This is a genomic window from Frankia sp. AiPa1 (assembly GCF_023243075.1).
GTDB lineage: Bacteria > Actinomycetota > Actinomycetes > Frankiales > Frankiaceae > Frankia.
In genome coordinates this window covers 1-18,395 of record NZ_JALKFZ020000095.1, presented here as the reverse complement: position 1 = coordinate 18,395, position 18,395 = coordinate 1, and the positions used below count along the sequence as shown (strand labels likewise).

The 18,395-nt window shown below is 71.3% G+C and carries 15 protein-coding genes; 10 read left to right on the top strand and 5 right to left on the bottom strand.

The genetic code is table 11. The annotated features are described in order from the left end of the window. Positions 1 to 397 precede the first annotated feature (397 nt). Together MXD95_RS07985 and MXD95_RS07980 are read left to right on the top strand one after the other, a co-directional pair. Entirely contained in the window at positions 398 to 691 is a 294-nt protein-coding gene (locus MXD95_RS07985; protein WP_250639901.1) for a hypothetical protein, read from the top strand. A 1,089-nt stretch (positions 692 to 1,780) separates the two neighbouring features. After that, entirely contained in the window at positions 1,781 to 2,152 is a 372-nt protein-coding gene (locus MXD95_RS07980) for a hypothetical protein (protein WP_250639900.1), read from the top strand. An 896-nt stretch (positions 2,153 to 3,048) separates the two neighbouring features. Here MXD95_RS07980 and MXD95_RS07975 read toward each other — a convergent pair. Beyond that, positions 3,049 to 3,471: a TOBE domain-containing protein gene (locus MXD95_RS07975; protein ID WP_250639899.1), complete on the bottom strand. Its 423-nt coding sequence runs from the start codon at positions 3,469 to 3,471 to the stop codon at positions 3,049 to 3,051. A gap of 569 nt (positions 3,472 to 4,040) precedes the next feature. Between MXD95_RS07975 and MXD95_RS07970 the strand changes: the two genes are divergently transcribed. Next, positions 4,041 to 5,264 (top strand): acyl-CoA dehydrogenase family protein, encoded by a 1,224-nt coding sequence (locus MXD95_RS07970; RefSeq protein ID WP_250639902.1) that lies wholly within the window; start codon positions 4,041 to 4,043, stop codon positions 5,262 to 5,264. 666 nt (positions 5,265 to 5,930) lie between these two features. Further along, positions 5,931 to 6,629 (top strand): arsenate-mycothiol transferase ArsC, encoded by a 699-nt coding sequence (locus tag MXD95_RS28860; protein WP_308301463.1) that lies wholly within the window; start codon positions 5,931 to 5,933, stop codon positions 6,627 to 6,629. Between the two features lie 80 nt (positions 6,630 to 6,709). On the opposite strand, the gene MXD95_RS07960 is transcribed toward MXD95_RS28860, so the two are convergent. The 3 genes from MXD95_RS07960 to MXD95_RS07950 all read right to left on the bottom strand — a co-directional run bounded on the left by MXD95_RS07960 (position 6,710) and on the right by MXD95_RS07950 (position 10,599). Then, entirely contained in the window at positions 6,710 to 7,072 is a 363-nt protein-coding gene (locus tag MXD95_RS07960) for an FxLYD domain-containing protein (protein WP_250639898.1), read from the bottom strand. A 317-nt stretch (positions 7,073 to 7,389) separates the two neighbouring features. Next, positions 7,390 to 9,690, bottom strand: coding sequence for a putative bifunctional diguanylate cyclase/phosphodiesterase (locus MXD95_RS07955; protein ID WP_250639897.1), 2,301 nt, complete (start codon positions 9,688 to 9,690; stop codon positions 7,390 to 7,392). A gap of 90 nt (positions 9,691 to 9,780) precedes the next feature. Next, entirely contained in the window at positions 9,781 to 10,599 is an 819-nt protein-coding gene (locus MXD95_RS07950) for an SAM-dependent methyltransferase (RefSeq protein ID WP_250639896.1), read from the bottom strand. A gap of 936 nt (positions 10,600 to 11,535) precedes the next feature. Here MXD95_RS07950 and MXD95_RS07945 point away from each other — a divergent pair. From MXD95_RS07945 to MXD95_RS07920, 6 genes are all read left to right on the top strand, one after another. After that, positions 11,536 to 13,026 carry an NAD(P)/FAD-dependent oxidoreductase gene (locus MXD95_RS07945; RefSeq protein WP_250639895.1) on the top strand — a complete coding sequence of 497 codons (1,491 nt, stop codon included), beginning with the start codon at positions 11,536 to 11,538 and terminating at the stop codon, positions 13,024 to 13,026. A 325-nt stretch (positions 13,027 to 13,351) separates the two neighbouring features. Beyond that, positions 13,352 to 13,861 (top strand): hypothetical protein, encoded by a 510-nt coding sequence (locus tag MXD95_RS07940; protein WP_250639894.1) that lies wholly within the window; start codon positions 13,352 to 13,354, stop codon positions 13,859 to 13,861. Positions 13,862 to 14,384: 523 nt separating this feature from the next. Beyond that, positions 14,385 to 15,206, top strand: coding sequence for a class I SAM-dependent methyltransferase (locus MXD95_RS07935; RefSeq protein ID WP_250639893.1), 822 nt, complete (start codon positions 14,385 to 14,387; stop codon positions 15,204 to 15,206). Continuing rightward, the gene (locus tag MXD95_RS07930) at positions 15,203 to 16,312 is read left to right on the top strand and encodes an aminoglycoside phosphotransferase family protein (RefSeq protein WP_250639892.1); all 1,110 of its coding nucleotides are present in this window, start codon (positions 15,203 to 15,205) and stop codon (positions 16,310 to 16,312) included. Before MXD95_RS07935 ends, MXD95_RS07930 begins: the two co-directional genes overlap by 4 nt. Before the next feature lie 163 nt (positions 16,313 to 16,475). Beyond that, a complete protein-coding gene (locus MXD95_RS07925) occupies positions 16,476 to 16,823 on the top strand; it encodes a TFIIB-type zinc ribbon-containing protein (RefSeq protein ID WP_308301462.1) in 348 nt (115 codons plus the stop codon). Positions 16,824 to 16,907: 84 nt separating this feature from the next. Next, the gene (locus MXD95_RS07920; protein ID WP_250639890.1) at positions 16,908 to 17,348 is read left to right on the top strand and encodes a nitroreductase family deazaflavin-dependent oxidoreductase; all 441 of its coding nucleotides are present in this window, start codon (positions 16,908 to 16,910) and stop codon (positions 17,346 to 17,348) included. Positions 17,349 to 17,498: 150 nt separating this feature from the next. On the opposite strand, the gene MXD95_RS07915 is transcribed toward MXD95_RS07920, so the two are convergent. Further along, the coding region (locus MXD95_RS07915; RefSeq protein WP_374121987.1) for an ABC transporter permease at positions 17,499 to 18,395 on the bottom strand (897 nt) is incomplete at its 5' end.

Here is an 18,395-nt window from a genome sequence, read left to right as displayed (position 1 = left end):
ACGGCCGAGGCGACACGGCCGAGGCGACACGGCCGAGGCGACACGGCCGAGGCGACACGGCCGAGGCGACACGGCCGAGGCGACACGGCCGCGGGACACGGCCGAGGCGACACGGATGACGAGACCCTCGTCTAGGGGACCCCGGTCGGGGCAGGATACGCGGGACCGCCAGGGTGGGAACCGGCCCCGCTCGACACCCTGCCCGGGACGTCGCAGTACCTGAGCGGAGAGTCCAGCATCCCCGGCGGATGATCGCCCAGACCCATGCCGTCCACCAAAAAGACCACATACACACCGTATTTTTAAAACTACCAACAGTAAAGCGATGCAGGTCGCAGGAAATACGGTGTCTTCGTGTTGCATCGTTATAGATGCTAGCTCTAATGAAGGGAGTGACATGCATTCCGTGGACCGCGTCACCAGCACCGAGTCATCGGACGCTGACTTAGCCATCGAACTGCCCCGCCAGGGGTCGCGGCATCGCGTCGAACTCACGGGACGTACGGACCGGACGGGAGCCCGCGTGCGGGCCGCCCTGCGCTGCGCGAACAGGCCGCTTCGCGCCCGCGCTCTCGCACACACGCTCGACCTTCCGTCCGCCGAGGTGACCGCCGCCCTGCGGCACCTACAGGACCTCGGCGCGGCCATTTCCCATGACCGCAGGTGGACTGCCGTCATCGCCGACGGCTGAGGCGGCTGGAGGACATCGAGGCGGCGAGCCGGCCGACGAAGCTCCGGCTCGCCTCGACGCCGATCAACGGATGCCGCTGCGCACCGCGGACGCCCGTCCGCTCCCACCTGAACGTCACCCACCCGTCGGCGGCGGTTAACCCATGATGGGTGCCCCTGTCCGCAGCATTACCCGCGTCACATTATTGCGAATTCATAAACGGCCGACCGGCGAGATCGTCCGTTCACGAGGGACCCGCGGTTCGCGGTGCTCTCGACGTTTCCGCCCGGGTCTGAGCTGACGCCACCGTCGATGTGCATCCATCCGGTGCCGCCGGGGCGAGCGTCGGCCACGCCGCCGGCAATCGAACCGCTGCCGGGCCCACCCAGCGCCGACAGGACCCGGCGGGGCGGGCCACCGAGGCTGGTGACCGTGTCGTCGCCGTCACCGAGGCAGACCTCGACACCGGACACGTTCGCCGCGTCCCGGACGAGGTTGTCCCCCTTCCAGCCCGGGCGTCGAGCTTCCAGCCCGGGCGTCGAGCTCCCGACTGGGCGGAGAAGGTACCGGGCGGAGTTCGGGCCTTGGCCCTGCACTGCTTGCGCCGCAGCAGTGCAACGGGGGCGTGCAGGGCCGCACCCGGTTGTTGCGCTCTGTCGGGGATCGGCCCAACACGGTGTGATGAGTCCACCGGCGGACGCGCAGCCCGCGTCCCAGCAACCGAGGCGAGGAGGATTCCTGGTGAATACAACGGGGTTCTCCTCCTGGGACAGCGGATTCCGCCGAGGGTTGCTGCCCCGCCCGCATCCGATCGTCCACCGCAGTGGGCGGATCGCCACGCGGGCCTGTACGGGCGGTGAGGCACACCGGGAGAGGACCTCGGGCACCGCACACACGGGTCCTCTCCCGGACCCTGTTCAGACATCCACACACCACACCTCCCGCAAGCCGCGAGCGGGTTCCGCCGCTCGAGCGACACCGCCCGCATCCGTCACACCGGTCGTGCCCTACTGGCGGCGCCCGGCGTGCGCGCCCGGGCTTCGGCTCACCTCCCGCGACGACACTGTGATCATCCGTTACCGCTACGCCGGGAGGACATGTGAGCTGCGGATGCCCACGATTCTGTGGTTGGCGTTCGTCGACGAGGTGCGCGCCGGACGGTTTGACGCCCTCACGGCCGCGGACGGAGACGCCGGCTGGACCGCATGGGGCGCGGGTGCCGGTCAGGTCGCCAGGGAACCCACCGATGAGGTGATCGTCCGCTACCACGCCGATGCCGAGCACCGGGAGAACCGCCTGCCCTCGAGCATCTGGGAACAGATCCTCGTCGCCGTGCGAGCCCATGCCGTCGACGACCTCGACGCGGCCGCGCCGGCCCGGCCGGGTGAGGTCCGGCCATCCGGATTCCTGCTCCTGCACGGCAACTCCCTACGCCCGGCCCGGCCGCGTCCCGACGACCCGGATCGGCGCCCGAGCGGCTAGCCGATCCGGTATCCAGGCCCGGCGCGGTCCGCGGAGGGCTGACCGCGCTGGGCCTCGACACCAAACCTCGACACCACGCCTGGGCAGCAGCGCCAGCTGTCACGCACAGACCAGGCGCCCCCCCGCGACGGGGGCCGCCGCACCCCGACGGGCCGCCCGTCGCCCCCACCCCATCGGCGGGCGGCCCGTCGGATTCCAGCTGATATCCGACGTCCGCCCTCCGATGCTCCGTGTCCGACGCCAGGTGCCCGACGCCAGAGCTGTCCGATGCCAGAGCTGTCCGATACCAACCCGGCGGGGGCCACCCGCCCGCGCCTCGCCGGCCGTGGGCGGGTGGCCCCATCATTCGCCCGGCGAAAAGTAGCTGCCCGGCGAAAAGTGGATCGCCAGGCGGCAGGTGAGTGGCTGGCGGCAAGTGGAGCGCCGGGCGGCAGGTGGTTTCTCCGGCGGCCGTGATCTGTCCGGCGGCCCCATGATGTCCTGGCGGGATTACGGCCCGTTCGGGGTGGCCGACGAGTCACACCTTTTAGCGGACCGGGCTCGGCGGGTGCGCCCATCCGGGTATGCCCGTGACCGGCGGTTTCGGTTCTTTCCGCGCTGCGAGCCAGCGTACGAGACGGGCACACCGGGGTGTTCCCACGGGGGTGCCCGCAACCGTGCGGCGCATCCCCATGCCGGCCCCGCGGCGCGAACGAGGGAACGCGATGGGCGATGACGCCGGCTCCACCGCCGACCGGCATTCTTTGCCGTCACACCGGGAACCGTCATCCGTCGTTACCCGGATCGTAAATCTGACGAGCCGTTAGTACGTATACCGCCAGCTTCCCCGTGCCACGTGGCACGGGACTTTGTCCGGCCGGCCGGAGCAGATTTCCGACCGACCGGAACAGGTGGGGTCAGACTGCGGCGAACGAGACCTCAGTTGATTTGATCAACGCCGTGACCTCGGTTCCCGGCTCGAGCTTCAGCTCCTCGGCCGCCGCCCGGGTGATCGCGGCGGTGACCTCCAGGCCGTCGCCGAGCGCGATGCGCGCGACCGACATCGCGCCCCCGGAGTCGAGGCCGACGAGCCTCCCCCGCAGCTTGTTGCGAATACTCAGACCTGCGGTTTCACGTGTGGCGACCGAGATGTCCGTTGACTTGATCAACGCGGATACGGGGCTTCCCACACCGATACCCAGCTCCTTGATCGCATCCACGGTGACGGTGGCCGTCAGCGTTTGCCCACCAGAGATCTCGATGGCAACGGTGCCCATGACGGAGCCGTGGACAACCTCGCTCACAATCCCGGTGAATTGGTTACGAATACTAAGGACCATGGAAAAACCCTACTCGGTGGATGTATCGAGGGAGTTGCCAACCAGGAGCGTCACCCGGGTGACGCGGTCGATGCCGGACAGTGACGGTCACAACGTGGGCGAGGCCAATTACCCTCGGCCGACATCACCACACTCAGGGGGACTCCCCTACCCTTTTTGGGCACAGACCCGCGAGCACGGGGCCGACGATCGACTTCGACCCGCACCTACGTCGAAATTGGCTACCATCAACCCGTAGTTGCGGAGAAAGACTGCCGCAACCTGCCCGTGACCCGCGGGCGCACTCCCGCAACGAACAAGGATTCAGGTGATGTCGTCGCAGCTCAGCGTCATCGTGGTCAATCCGAGGCGGCGCGGCGTCTCGGATCCCGCGCCGCGAGGCGGCCACCAGGTGCTGGCACCTTCGGGCCGTCGGACTTCTGTTCGTAGCCGGGCGTCAACAGAGTTGGTAATTTTTGACCCGACCCGAAAAATGCCGGAAACCGACCGGCCAGTAGCCGGCCGGCACCTTTGTTCCTACCCTTTCCCGCAGAGCCGACACGATCCGGCGAGCAGAGTAGGTGGCTGACGTGTTCTGGAGCGGTTCCGCGCACTCGCACGAGGAGACGAAGGAGTGGCTCGCCCGAGTCGAGAAGGTCATCCCTGTCCTGGTCCAGGAGCGTGAACGGGCCGAGCGAGAACGGGTGACGCCCGCGGCCGTCATCGACGCGCTGCGGGCGCAGAACATCCACCGCATGTGGGTGTCCCCGTCCTTCGGTGGCGGCGGCGTCAGCGTCCGCACCGGGTCGGCGGTCCTGCAGGCATTGGCCCGGGTCGACGCATCGGTCGCCTGGCAGATGGGCGTGCAGGGGGTGATCTCCCGGATGTCGGACTACCTGCCCGAGCGGGTCGCCGCGCGGATGTTCCAGGAGTGCGACCGGCTCGTCGTCGGCGGCATCAACCCGACCGGCCACGCCGAGGCGGTCCCCGGCGGATATCGGCTGCGCGGACGCTGGTCATTCGCGAGCGGCTCGACCCACGCCGACTGGCTGGTATGCGCGTCCCGCCTCACCGAGGACACCGCCCACCGCGAGGACACCGCCCACCGCGAGGGCCCGGGCCGCACCGGGGACACGGGTTCGGTACCGGCGCCCACCCGGATGCTGTTCGTGCCCGCCGACGCGGCGCGGCTCGACAATGACTGGCACACCGTGGGCCTGCGCGGTACCGGCAGTGTGAGCTTCACCGTCGACGACGTGTTCGTCCCCGAGGACTTCAGCGTCGACGGCAGCCTGCTGCGCCAGCCCCCACTGACCCGCCCCTCCCGGGGGTACCCGATCGCCTACTACGACTTCGGTCCGTTCACGACCGCGTCCACGGCGCTCGGGATCGCCCAGGAGGCGCTCAGTGCCTTCCCCGGCATCGCCGTCGGCGCGGTGCCAGCCCGCGGGACGCAGACCCTTGCCAGCAGCCACACCGTGCAGGCCGGGCTCGCCCGCGCCACCGGCCTCGTCCGTTCCGCCGAGCTCATGCTCTCCGACGCCGCCGACCATGCCAGCCCGCGCGGCCCGATCGGCGGCGAGGAGCTGTCCGCGGTGATCCGGCTGGCCGCGGCCATCGTGGGTGAGAACACGGTCCGGGCGGTCGACAGTCTGCACAGCCTGGCGGGCACCCGGTCGCTGGCCGAGGGTGGCCGCCTCGACCGCTGCTTCCGCGACGTTCACAGCGCGGTGGCGCACATCACCCTGGCGCCGGCGAACTTCGAGATGGTGGGGGCCTACCTGCTCGGCAACCCGCTCACGATGCGGCGATGAACGCCGTCCACGCGCACAGCCCGGCCGGCGGGCATCGCGCGGTCCACGCCTACCGTTCACGTCGGCGCACGCTGCCGAGCCGGCGGCGGCCCTGCCCGCGCCACCACCGGACCCCTGACCGGCCGCCATCCCGGCCTGGACTGTCCCCGCGACGACCGGCCCGCGGTCCCGCGTCCGTCGCGGCACCCCGGCCCCCGCGGTGGCACCGGTACCCGCCACCGCGCCGCCGTCCGGTGCGCCGCCGTCCGGTGCGCGCCCGTCCCGGGCGTGACTGTCCTGGGCACCCTTCCGGCCCGGCTCGCCGGCACGACGGACCTCCGACGGGACGGATCACCGACCTGACGAGGCTCTGACCCCCTGGCCACTCTGCCCTGCTGACCGGCCTGCTGGCCGTCGAGAGGACCTGACCCCTGGTACCCAGCGAACCCCGACAACCGACCCTCGCGCCACGACTCGGGTCAACAATGTACGGATGGCCTTCACATCTCCCGGTAGGATGAGCTCAATGCCCGCATTTGACGTGAAGACCACCACCGTCAGCCACACCGACAATCCGGTTGACGATACGTGTCACCGCTCCCGCGCCCACGTTCCACAAAGATACCCATTTGTCATCTTCTCGACAGGCCAGGACAGAACTCGACGCATCCGGGCGGAGAGGTCGACATGACGCGCGCGTATACCGCCACGGCCGCACCTCAGGAGGCCCCCGCCCCCTATCCGGGCGACGGGGAGGTCTCGGGCCCCGAGGTGCTGTTCGTCTGTGCCCGAGGCGCCGGCCGCTCCCCGATGGGAGCGGCTCTGCTCGAGCAGCACAGCCACGGTCGTATCCAGGCCCGCTCGGCGGGGACCTCACCCGCGCCAGCGGTGGCGCCCACGGTCGTGGCCGCCATGGCCGAGCTCGGCGTCGACCTGTCTGGCCACCGGCCCACCCAGCTCACCGACGGCGCGGTACGAGCCGCATCCGTGGTCATCACGATGGGCTGCGGCGACATCGTCCCGGTCTATCCGCACACCCGGTACCTCGCCTGGGAGGTCGACGACCCGGCCGGGCGTTCGCTTGAGGACGTCCGCGCTATCCGCGACGAGATCGACACCCGGGTGCGCGTCCTGCTCTACAGCCTCGGCGTCGCCGCCCGGGTCGGACTGCTCCGCGGCGGCAGCGCGGCTGCCCATCCGGGCGGCGACCACCGGAACGGCCCCGAGACGATCTCCGCACCGGTGATCTCCACCCCGGCGGCCGCGGGACAGACGCCCCCCGGGCAGGTGGCGGGCGGGCCCCCACGCCTGCCGGTCCCGCCGCCGCGCACCCGCGCCTACCTCACCCGCGGCGGGCCGCGTTTCGGACCAGCACTGCGCGGCTGAGCAGCGGCACCAGGCCGGCCGGACAAGTCCACTCGGACGGAATCCGATACTCCGATCGCGTCGGCGTAAACGAGCGGGATCTACTCGGCGGCGATGCGGCCGACGTGGGCGACCGTGCATTTCAGGGCGGTGCCACTGGGGACGTCCACGCCGACGGGCTTGGCCGTGAAGGTCTCGGTCCGGCCGGGCTGTACGCGGAGCACCGACGCCAAGCCGCTTTCGATCTTGCTGTCGTTTGCCTGGACGTCGACCTGGATGACGTAGTTCGACCGCTTGGACGAACTGTTGTGCACCGTCCCCCGCACCACCGCTCGGTGATTGTCCGGGTCTCGCGCGCAGCCAGTGATCCGCACATCCTTCGCCACGCCTGAGCCGCCGGACGAGCATCCGGCGAGCAGGCCGGCGCACCCAGCGGCCAGGCCCAGCACCAGCCCGCCCGCCATCAGGCGGGCGGCTCCGGCACGGGCCCCGGATCCACTGCCCGTGGAGCCGGGGGAACCGACGGGGCCGTTCGGGTGGACAAGAGCGACGGCTTGGGTACTGCTGTGGGCCGGTCCACCCCGACCGGCGGGGCCGACTGCCGCATGTCCTGACGGGCGACAATCACGCGAGGGTCGCATTCCAAGAGCCTATGAGGCTGCGCCGATTCCGGCTCGCAGCCCATGGTTTCTCCGCTGTCAGCTCCCCGACTGCACGCTCCGTGCACTGTTCCGTACACGTGCCGAGCCAGACCTGCCGTGGCCGGACGATCCCGGCGGCTTCAACCGACCGCCCGCCGAACATGCGGGCCCGCCACCTGCGACCTCGGTATCCCCCGCGCGGCCGCGGACGGCGCGGAGACGCTCCCCGCACCGGCCACAGTCCCGCCCGACGGCACGGCACCGGACGGCGTCCACCCTGGCGGTTCGGTCTCCGTGCCGGACGTCGAGACGGCCAGCCAGGCGTGAAGCTCCTCGGGCGGTAGCGGCCGGGCGAACAGATGGCCCTGCGCGCCGTCGCACTGGACCCGACGCAGCCGCTCGGCCTGGGCGTCGGTCTCGACACCCTCGGCGATGACGGTGAGGCCGAACGCGTGCCCGAGACCGACCAGCGCACGCACGGTGCTCTCCCCGCCCGGATCGGTCGCACCGTCCTCGTCCCGGCTGACCAGCGAGCTGGAAAGCTTGAGGCTGTGCAGCGGCAACCGATGCAGCCGGGTGAGGTTGGCGTAGCCGCTGCCGAAGTCGTCGACGGCCAGGCGAACACCCAGCGCGGCAAGGTCACGCAGCACCCGGGTCGGCCCGCCGGCCGGCCCGAGGACCACCGCCTCGGTGAGTTCGAGCTGCAACCGGTTCGCGGGCAGCCCGGCGGCGTCGAGGATCCGGTCCACCTGGTCGACCAGGCCCGGCTCCCGCAGCTGCCCGGCGCTGAGGTTCACACTCACGTAGTGCGGTGCGTCCTGGGTGGCCGGCCAGGACGCCGCCTGCCCGCAGGCCAGCTCCAGCACCCGACGGCCCAGCGCACCGATCTGACCGGTCCGTTCGGCCGGGCCGAGGAACATCTCCGGCGCGAGCAGCCCGAAGCGGGGGTGGCGCCAGTGCACGAGCGCCTCCACGCCGACCACCACCGACGCGGATCCTGACCCGGGTGTGGGGATGGCAGGTGTCGAGGCGGCCGGTGTCAGGGCGACGATCGGCTGGTAGTGGACGACGAACTCGTCCCGGCGGACGGCACTGGCCAGCATGGGGGCGAGAGTGTGCCGACTGACCTGATGGTCGTCGTGATCGGAGTCGACCACGGCCCACCGCCCGCGGCCGGCCTCCTTGGCTCGGTACAACGAGCGATCGGCGTCCCGCATCAGGTCACCGAAGTCGGCCGTGCCCACCGGGCTCTCGGCCAGGCCGAGACTCGCGCCGGCGGTGAGCAGATGGGCGCCGACCTGGATCGGTTCGGCCAGCGCCGCGAGCACCCGACGGGCCACCTCCGTGACATCCTCGATGCCGGCGGTGTCGGCGAGCAGGATGACGAACTCGTCGCCCCCGATCCGGATGAGCAGCTGCCCGTCGACGAGGGTTACCCGCAGGCGATCGGCGACGGCCACGAGCAGCTGGTCGCCGACGTCGTGCCCGAGCCCGTCGTTGACCGCTTTGAAGCCGTCGAGGTCGACGAAGCACAGCCCGAGGCGACGCCGCGTCCCGCCGGCGGTCAGTTGCTCGACCCGTTCCCGGAGCATGACCCGGTTCGGCAGGCCTGTCAGCGGATCGTGCCGGGCCTGATACCGGAGCCGTTCCTGCAGCTGGTGGCGATCCGTCACGTCCGTGATCAGAGAGAGCTGGGCCTCGCACCGGCTGCCGCTGTGGTGGCAGGAGGTGGACAGATCGGCGTGCACCACGGCACCGGACGGGCTGGTCAGCCGAAGGTCGCCGCGGATGCGCCGCGTTCCGTCTCGACGCTGGGCCGCCAGCTCCTCGCGCAGGCGAGCGGCGTCGTCCGGGTGAGCGAAGTCGCACAGTGACCGGCCGAGCATCCGACCGGGGGCGACGCCGACCATCCGCGCGAAGGCGTCGTTGGTGTCCCGGATCCGGCCAAGGTCATCGGCGACGACGATGCCCACGGTCGGTGCGGAGAAGATCAGGCGCAGCCGGTCGGTGGTCGACCGTCGGGCGGCCCGGTGGATGAGGTCCTGGTCGGCGAGGATGCGCTCACGCAGCGCGCCGGCGTAGCCGCGGGCGAACGCGCCCTGTAAGGCGGCGACCCGCCCGGTGAGCTCGGGGCTGGACTCCAGCGCGAGCGCGGTGAGCAGCTGGCTGCCGCAGACCTCCATCGTCGCGGCGAGCGCGTCGGAGGCGCCGTAGGTGTGTTCGAGCAGGGCAGCGGCCACCGCTCCCGCCTCGTCGGCGACGAACGGTTCGCGCAGCAGGACGTCGATGAGCCGCTGGGACAGGGCGTGTAACCGCCGCTCGATCCCGACCAGCCCGCTGTCCGGGAAGCTCGTACCCAGGATCGCGCGCGCCCACACCTGGGCGAATCCCGCGATCCCTCGCGTACGGGCGGCCGGCGTCACCCGGCCCTCCGTGGGCATCCCGTCCATCTGGGACATTCCGCCTTTCGCGGGTGTTCCTGTTTTCGAGAGCTCTCCGGCTTTCGGGGACGCAGCGGACTCCATCCGGCGCTAGCGGCGGCCCACCGCGGCGAGCGCCACGGACCGCGCCGGGTCGTCCGTCAGGGGATCGAGCCCGGCGGGCCCAGGGTCCGGGCGCCACAGCGGCGAGTACACGAGACCGGGCTCGACCAGGTCGTAGCCGTCGAGAAGGCCGGCGATCTCGGCCCTCGATCGCGGGTTGATCCCGGTCGACGTCCGGTTGTAGACCTGCTCGACATTGCCGGACTCATCGTCCCAGTCGCCGGCGATCAGGTGCGAGACCGCCACGGCGCTGCCCGGCACGGTCGCGTCGCGAAACGCCCGCACGATGCCGGCGGGACTGTCGGCGTCCGGGATGAAATGCAGCACGGTGACCATGAGCACGGCGACCGGTCGGGATAGGTCGAGCAGCGAGGTGACCTGCTCCGAGCGCAGGATCGCCGCCGGGTCACGGACGTCCGCGCGCAGCATCGTGGCCCGCGGGTTGTCGGCGAGCAGGATCTCGGCGTGCGCCACGGCCACCGGATCGATCTCTACGTAGACGACGCGCGCCCGCGGATCGATGTTCTGAGCGATCTGGTGCACGTTGCCCACGGTCGGGACACCCGAACCGAGGTCGAGGAACTGGGTGACGCCCAGGTCGGTGACGATGTGGCGCACCGCCCGATGCAGGAAGAGCCGGTTCGAGCGGGCCACCAGCGGCGCATCGGGAAACGTCGTCACGACGTCCGCGTAGGCCTCCCGGTCGGCGGCGAAGTTGTGCGAGCCGCCAAGCGCGTAGTCGTATATACGCGCGGCGCTCGGCCGGTCGACGTCCACGCCCGTCGCCCATTCGGGTACGTCAGCCATCATCACACTCCCCGTTCGGCCAGACCGCCATGACCACGGACGGTGAGAGGATTGTCCACCATCGCAACATTCGTCACGACGCGGGTCCGGCAAAATGCGGCGAACGATCAGCGGTCAGGTAGCCATCCCACACGCAGCGTCATGGCCAGCCGGCCAGCTAGACCGGCCGCCCGGACGACGGGGTCGGCCACCGACCACGTCCCGGGCCGGGAACACCGCAGGCGACGGCCGTCCGGGACCGGTTCCGCCCGCGCACCCAGCCCGAGAGTGATGGGAAGGCGGCCAGCGCGCACCGTCACCGGACGACGCATCGTCGAGCCGGCGGATCCGCGAGTACACCACTCGATCCAGCCGCCGGTGAACGTGCACGTGCGGAAGGGATGGGTACCGGAGCACTCCGGCGAAGTGCCGGGACGAAGAACGCGCAGACGGGATCGACATCCGCCCGAGAAATAGCTGCTGGAATAATACGATTCCGGAATCGGCGCACTCGGCAGACATCCTGATCTACAGGTGTACGCCGGCCGGCCAGGCGCATCCACATACGCACCATCGACAGCCACCTTCGACGGCCACTTTCGACAGCTGGCATCAACAGCTGGCATCACAGCCGACACCGACGGACGGCACGGACGCGATGATGGGACACGCCGAGCCCAGGGTCTATTTCGCACCTTGGTACGCAGGCGGATCGCGGCCCGACGAAGGGCTCGCGCGGCACCCCGTCCGAACTGCCCCAACCACCCGCCAGGGTGGATGTGCTCCAGGCCACACAATGCGAGAGCAGCCTTCATGGAGCGGGGTGACAATGAACACGATCCCGTAGCCGCCAAACGGCGGAAAATACTTGGCAGAGACCCGTGCGCTCGTGGGGATGCGGTCTCCGCGGGGCCAACGGGCACCGCTGGGAGTCATGAGGTTGAGCGGAGAAGGATCGTGAACACGGACAGCGCCCACACAGGGCACGCCGGCGAACCGGAACGGCTCGAGGGGCGTCGGAGCTCCCCGCACCGAGTGGTGATCATCGGCTCCGGCTTCGGAGGTTTGTTCACCGCGCAGGCTCTTCGCAAGGCGCCCGTCGAGATCACTCTGGTCGCCAAGACCACCCACCACCTGTTCCAGCCGCTGCTCTACCAGGTGGCCACGGGCATCCTGTCGGAAGGCGAGATCGCCCCGACCACCCGCGAGGTGCTCAGCCGGCAGGACAACGCCCAGGTCGTGCTCGGCGAGGTGACCGAGATCGACGTGTTGGCCCGCACCGTCACCTCGCAGCTGCTCGGCCGCACGACCGTCCACCCCTACGACAGCCTGGTCGTCGCCGCGGGTGCCGGGCAGTCGTACTTCGGCAATGACCAGTTCGCCACGCATGCCCCCGGCATGAAGAGCATCGACGACGCGCTCGAGCTGCGCGGACGCATCTTCGGCATGTTCGAGCTCGCCGAGGGCTCCACCGAGCCGGCCGACGTCGAGCGCCTGCTCACCTTCGTCGTCGTCGGTGCCGGTCCGACCGGTGTGGAGATGGCCGGTCAGATCGCCGAACTCTCCCGGCGCACACTCAGGCGCGACTTCCGCAGCATCGACACGACCAAGACACGGGTCATCCTGCTCGACGCCGCCCCCGCCGTGCTGCCGCCCTTCGGCGAGCGGCTCGGCGCGACGGCGCAGGACAAGCTCGAGAAGATCGGCGTCGAGGTTCAGCTCGGCGCGAAGGTCGTCAACGTCGACGCGACCGGCATCGAGGTCGAGGACGCCGACGGCACCCACCGGCGGATCGAGTCGGTGTGCAAGGTCTGGGCCGCCGGGGTCGCCGCGAGCCCGCTGGGCAAGCAGCTCGCCGAGCAGACCGGCGCCGGCATCGACCGCGCCGGACGGGTCGAGGTGCTGCCCGACCTCACCCTGCCCGGCCACCCCGAGGTGTTCGTCATCGGCGACATGATGAGCCTCGACCGTCTCCCCGGTGTCGCGCAGGTCGCGATCCAGGGCGGCCGGCACGCCGCCAAGGAGATCCAGTCCTGGGTCGCCGGCAAGCGCACCGGCAATGTGTTCAAGTACCACGACAAGGGCAGCATGGCCACGATCTCGCGGTTCAGCGCGGTGGCCAAGATCGGCGGCGTCCAGTTCAGCGGGTTCTTCGCCTGGCTGGTCTGGCTCGCGGTGCACCTCGTCTACATCATCGGGTTCAAGCACCGCCTGACCACCCTGTTGCACTGGACGGTCAGCTTCATCGGTCGCGGCCGCTCGGAACGCACCGTCACCGAGCAGCAGATCTTCGCCCGCGCGGCCCTGCAGCGCCTCGGCGACAACTTCGCGCCGTCCCTGCCGCCCAAGTCCGACGAGGCACCCAGCTGGACGGGTGCCGCCCGCGCCGCCGTCCCCGCCCAGCCGACGACCTCGGACGCAAGCGACCGCACACGTTCCCGAGTCTGAGCTCAGCCGCGATCCCCGACCGGCGACCGGCGACCGGCGACCGGCGACCGGCGACTAACCGTCCAGGCGCTGGCGTCAACCGGCGGCGCCGGTCCACCTCCGCGCGCCACCTCGGGCCTCGTCAGACTGCCACGACTGCTCGGGCCGAGAGATCACTTCTCGGCCCGAGCAGTCGTGCGTCCGGCAGGGTGACCGTCTCACCGGATCCGGATGCGGTTCGCATCTCGTTCACACGTTCACCGACCACCGTGAATTCCGGCAGCGCGCCATTCGGGTGCGCCACGCCGCCGCGCGCGGCGTGCGGACGGGTGGAAGGACAGCAATGATGCGCAGGATCCTCAGCGGACGGCGGGGCGCCGCCGTGGCGGCGGTGGGCATGCTCGGCCTTGGGCTCGGCGTGGGCCTGGGGCTCACCGGCACGGCCGCCTCGGCCGACTCCACCGTGGCCCCGGCACCGGCGACTTCTACGGCGGCACCATCGACCGCGGCAACCTCGAGCGAGCGGCCCACCAGGGGCGAACACCCCAGGCTTGCCGAGCTCCGCGAGCTGCGGCGCAACGCCCTGCACGGCGAGGCGACGGTCAGGACCGACAAGGGATTCCAGGTCGTCGACGGCCAGCGCGGCAAGGTCACCGCGATCAGCCCGACCTCGCTCAGCGTTACCAGCGACGATGGCTTTGCCGCCACGTACGTTCTGAACGGCGACACGAAGTACCGCGTCGACCAGAAGGCGGCGAAGGTCACCGACATCCACTCCGGCGACACCGTGGTCGTGCGCGCCCGTTCGGCGAATGACACCCGCACCGCCGTCGCCGTCACCGAACCGAAGCGGTAACCACGGGCCCGCGGCCAGACCGCCCCAGTCCGACCACGAGACGGTCACCAAGGGGTCACCGAATGGTCACTAATCGGTCGGCTCCGAGCCAATCACCCGACCACGAACCGTTGCGCTGACCCGAACCGTCGATCTGATCACGAACCAACGTACGCGCCGGCGTGGCGTTCGCACTCCGAACGCCGCGCCGGCGCGCGTCGCGCCGGACCGTCCACACTGCCTGGACCCCGAACTCCGACCTTCAGTGAACCCGGAACCGCCATTACGCACCGTAATGTGGCCGCCCGGATGGTCGGACTCCGTGCCGCCGCGGAACACGGATGCGCTGATCGGGTCGTCCGTAGGCGTCTCATACGATGACGCACCGGACGAAATGATCGATCAGACAGCCGCCACGCGCCCCGGCGACGTCCCGTACGACGTCGCTGCGCGGGGCAACCCGGCACCCCGGCTCCGCCCCGCGCGCTGTCGACGGCGGCGCCCACCGCGGCGCCGCGACCGCCGGGAGGAGGACGAGGACACAATGACCGACGGCGGCGCGCACCCCGGTGCGCACGTACGGACAAACCGGGCACGCTGGAATGAGATCTCCGATGAGTACCAGCGGCTCAACGGGCCGCAGATCCGCCGGCAGGCGTTCACCGGCGACATCTCCTGGGGCCTGTGGGAGATACCCGAATCGCGTCTCGGCGTGCTGGGCGAGGTGGCCGGGCGGGACGTGCTGGAGATGGGCTGCGGCGGCGGCCAGTGGTCGACGGCGCTCGTCCGCCGCGGCGCCCGCGCCGTCGGCCTGGACCTGTCGGAACGCCAGCTCAGCCACAGCCGCCGACTTGCCTCCGACACCGGGCTCGACTTCCCGCTCGTGCAGGCGAGCGCCGAGGCGGTGCCGTTCGCCGAGGCATCGTTCGACATCGTCTTCGCCGACCACGGGGCGTTCAGCTTCGCCGACCCGCTGCGGGCGATCCCCGAGGCGGCGCGCGTGCTGCGCCCCGGCGGCCTGCTGGCATTCAGTCACGTCAGCCCGATCTACGAGATCACCGTGCGTCCCGGCCGCGATGCCCCCGGCACCCGGCTGATCCGCGACTACTTCGGCCTGCGACTCGTTGCCGAGGCAGACGGTCTGGTCAGCATGAATCTGCCCTATGGGGCCTGGATCCGCCTGTTCCGCGACAGCGGGCTCGTCGTCGAGGACCTGCTCGAGCCGCGTCCACCGAGCGCGCTGTCCGAGGGCCAGGCCGAGACCGGGCCCGAGGCGGAGGCCACCGCCGGTGGACGCGGTGATGAGGTGTGGGCCCGCCGCTGGCCGTCGGAGTGCGTCTGGCGGCTCCGTAAGCCGCCGCGGTGAGCGGCCCCGGCGAGCAGGAGGCCGACCTGATGGCGGCGATGGCGCGCCTGGCCGCGCAGTTCACCCCGCTCCCGCCGCTGGCCGCCGCCGGTCCACCGGGGCCGGCCGAACCACCGGGGAGGCAGCGGCGGTCCGGGCCGGTGGTGGTGTCACGTCGGGACGACCGGCTCGTGGTCCGCTGCGGCGCCATCGTCCTGAAGGCGCACGCCGCCGGCACCGACCCGGATCATCTGGGCGCCCGACTCCGGCTCGCCGCCCGCCCCGCCCTGCGGGAGGTGCTGCTGCCCGCGTTGGCTGCGCGGGACGCCCCGCAGACGTTCATGCTGCGGATCGGGTCGCGGCTGGTCAGTGCCTGGCCCGCTGGTCACGCCCTCGACGAGCGGGACGCCGACACGGCTCCCTGGGCACCCGCCGGCTCGCTGCTCGCGCGGCTGCACCGTGCCCCGAGCGCCTCTGGCGAGCTCGTCGGCCTGCCGTCAGCGACGGTTCTGCGCCGCCTCGCCGACCGCATCGCCCGGCTCCGCCCGTACGCCGGCCATCCACTGGTCGTTCCCGTCCTCGCCGCCCACGCCGTTCTGCCCGCGATACCGCACCCCGTCGCGCCCGGGCAGCCCCGCGCCACCTTGCCGAGACAGCCCACCGCCACCCTGCCGGGACGGCCCACCGCCCTGATCCACGGCGACTGGCATTTCGGCCAGCTCGTCGACCTGCCGGGTGCCGGGTGGCGCATCATCGACGTGGACGACCTGGGTTTCGGGGATCCGGCCTGGGACCTCGCCCGTCCGGCCGCCTGGTTTGCCTGTGGGCTGCTCCCGGTGGACCGCTGGGCTCGCTTCCTCGACGCCTACCGCGCGGGCGGCGGCCCCGCCGTCCCGGCCGAGGGCGATCCGTGGCCGGCTCTCGACCTTCCCGCGCGGGCCCTCACCATCGAGTACGCCGCAACCGCCGTCGCCGCCCATCTTGGCGTGGCAGCACCTTCACCCGCCCAGAGCCCGACCGGTACCGGGTTCTCCACCGGCTCCATGAGTCCCCTGGATGACGTCGGCCGGGAGTTCGTTGCCGCCTGTGCCCGCATCGCGTCGGCGTACCGGTCCGTACCGGGATGACCATCGCCTGCCGACCAGGCCGGGCACGAACCGCACAGGCGGCGGGACCGGGAGAGCCTGACGCGTCGGGAGTGCGACTGGCCGGCGCCGATGTGCGAGCGGGCCGGTAGGCTTCCGAGCGAGGTCCGGCGTCCGGCGCACCGTGAACGGCAGGTGGCAAACCGTGAGTTACACCCTGCAGTGTCCGAAGTGTCACGCGATGATGCGAACCTACAATCGCAACGGCATCCAGATCGAGCAGTGCGATGGCTGCCGGGGCATCTTCCTCGACTACGGCGAGCTCGAGGCGCTGACCCGGCTGGAGGCCCAGTGGGCCCAGCCGGCGGCGCCGCCCCCGCCGGCACCCGCGCCGTACGCGCAGCCGGGCGGATACCCGCAGCCGGCGCCCTATGCCCAGCCAGCGCCCTATGCCCAGCCAGGTAACTACGGCCAGCCGGCCTGGGGTCACGGTCACGGCGGTCACGGCGGTCAGCGGCACGGCGGGTTCGCCCGGATGTTGTTCAGTTCCTGATCAGCCCGGCGACGCGTACACAGCCGCCCTCCCTGGCCCTACTACGGCGGGTGGCTGCCCTGCGACTGGTGTTGACTGGGCTCCATGCCACTGACCGGTGAGTACGAGCCGAGCCCCCAGTCCTTCGTCAGCGATCAGGTCGCCGAGTACGAGAGTTCCGGCGGCGCGCGCGGCGCTGAGCTGAACGGGAAGCCCGTCATCATCCTGACGACCCGGGGCGCGAAGTCCGGCAAGATCCGCAAGACGCCGCTGATGCGAGTCGAGCACGAGGGCGCCTACGCCGTCGTCGCCTCGCTGGGTGGAGCGCCGAAGCATCCCGTCTGGTACCACAACATCGTCGCCGACCCGCACGTCGAGCTGCAGGACGGGCCGACCCGGCTGGACTACGTCGCCCGCGAGGTCACGGGCGAGGAGAAGGACCGCTGGTGGGAGCGCGCGGTCGCCGCCTGGCCGGGCTACGACGAGTACCAGCGCAAGACCGACCGCCAGATCCCGGTCTTCGTGCTGGAGCCCACCCGGACCTGAGCGCCAGCCAGCGATCGCCGATGGTCGGCCGCCGGCTCCTGGCGGCCGGCCCAGCCCTGCCGCCCACCGCAGCCTGCTCCGGCGAACCGCCCGAGCGACCCCGAGCGACCCCCCGAGCGAACGACCGAGCGGGACCCGCCCCAGAACTGCTCAAGAGCCCTCAGCCAGGGCGGACGGGTCGCGCGCGGCGGCCGGCAGCCGCGTCGGCGCGCCGAGCTGCCACGCCAGCGACACCGCGGCGACGCTCTGTGCCGACAGCATCCCGATGAGCACCACGACCTGGAAGCGGGCCGCGTCGGCGGGAGAGGCTCCGCCGAGCAGCGCGCCGACGAACGTTCCCGGCAGGGTCACCAGCCCGACCGTGCGGGTCTGGTCCAGCGCCGGAACAAGCGCCTCGGCGACACTGTCCCGCGCGATGTCCACGACGGCCTGCCGGGGCGAGGCGCCCAGGGCAAGCCAGGCCTCCACTTCGTCCCACCGGCGACGCAGCCCCTCGGCGATGCGTCGACCGGTCAGCGTGCAGGCCGTCATCGTCCCGCCGATGATGCTTCCGGCGAGCGCGACCAGAGTTCGCACCGAGGGTTCCACCGCGCCAGCCGCGAAGATCACGCCCAGGGTGACACCCGCGCCCAGCAGGCAGGAGACCGTCACCCGGCGGGTCGCGTCCGGGAACCCGATCAGTCGACGCGACGCCGTCGCCACCGCCGCGGCCAGCATGACCGCCAGGACCGCCACCGTGGTTGGCGGCGCGGCGAACACACCGTGTAGCGCAAGCCCGACGACGGTCAGCTGGATGATCGCTCGCAACGAGGCGGTCACCACGTCCCGCCGCCGCGGGATCCGCGCCCATGCGAGCACTCCGGCAGCCACCGCGAGCAGCAGCACCAGACCCGCGCCGAGCCGCACGTCGCCCGCCAGCGCTCCGCTCCCCTCCTCCGTGGGGGGGGGGGGGGGCCCCCCCCCCGCCCCCCCCCCCCCCCCCCATAAAAAAAAAACCCCCCCCCCCCCCCCCCCCCCCCCCACCCCCCCGCGCCCCCCCCCCCCCCC

Coding starts and splice junctions, on each gene's coding strand:
- MXD95_RS07920 (WP_250639890.1), top strand. CDS start 16,908: ATGCCACTGACCGGTGAGTACGAGCCGAGCCCCCAGTCCTTCGTCAGC.
- MXD95_RS07955 (WP_250639897.1), bottom strand. CDS start 9,690: ATGCCCACGGAGGGCCGGGTGACGCCGGCCGCCCGTACGCGAGGGATC.
- MXD95_RS07985 (WP_250639901.1), top strand. CDS start 398: ATGCATTCCGTGGACCGCGTCACCAGCACCGAGTCATCGGACGCTGAC.
- MXD95_RS07960 (WP_250639898.1), bottom strand. CDS start 7,072: ATGGCGGGCGGGCTGGTGCTGGGCCTGGCCGCTGGGTGCGCCGGCCTG.
- MXD95_RS28860 (WP_308301463.1), top strand. CDS start 5,931: ATGACGCGCGCGTATACCGCCACGGCCGCACCTCAGGAGGCCCCCGCC.
- MXD95_RS07975 (WP_250639899.1), bottom strand. CDS start 3,471: ATGGTCCTTAGTATTCGTAACCAATTCACCGGGATTGTGAGCGAGGTT.
- MXD95_RS07935 (WP_250639893.1), top strand. CDS start 14,385: ATGACCGACGGCGGCGCGCACCCCGGTGCGCACGTACGGACAAACCGG.
- MXD95_RS07950 (WP_250639896.1), bottom strand. CDS start 10,599: ATGGCTGACGTACCCGAATGGGCGACGGGCGTGGACGTCGACCGGCCG.
- MXD95_RS07980 (WP_250639900.1), top strand. CDS start 1,781: ATGCCCACGATTCTGTGGTTGGCGTTCGTCGACGAGGTGCGCGCCGGA.
- MXD95_RS07940 (WP_250639894.1), top strand. CDS start 13,352: ATGCGCAGGATCCTCAGCGGACGGCGGGGCGCCGCCGTGGCGGCGGTG.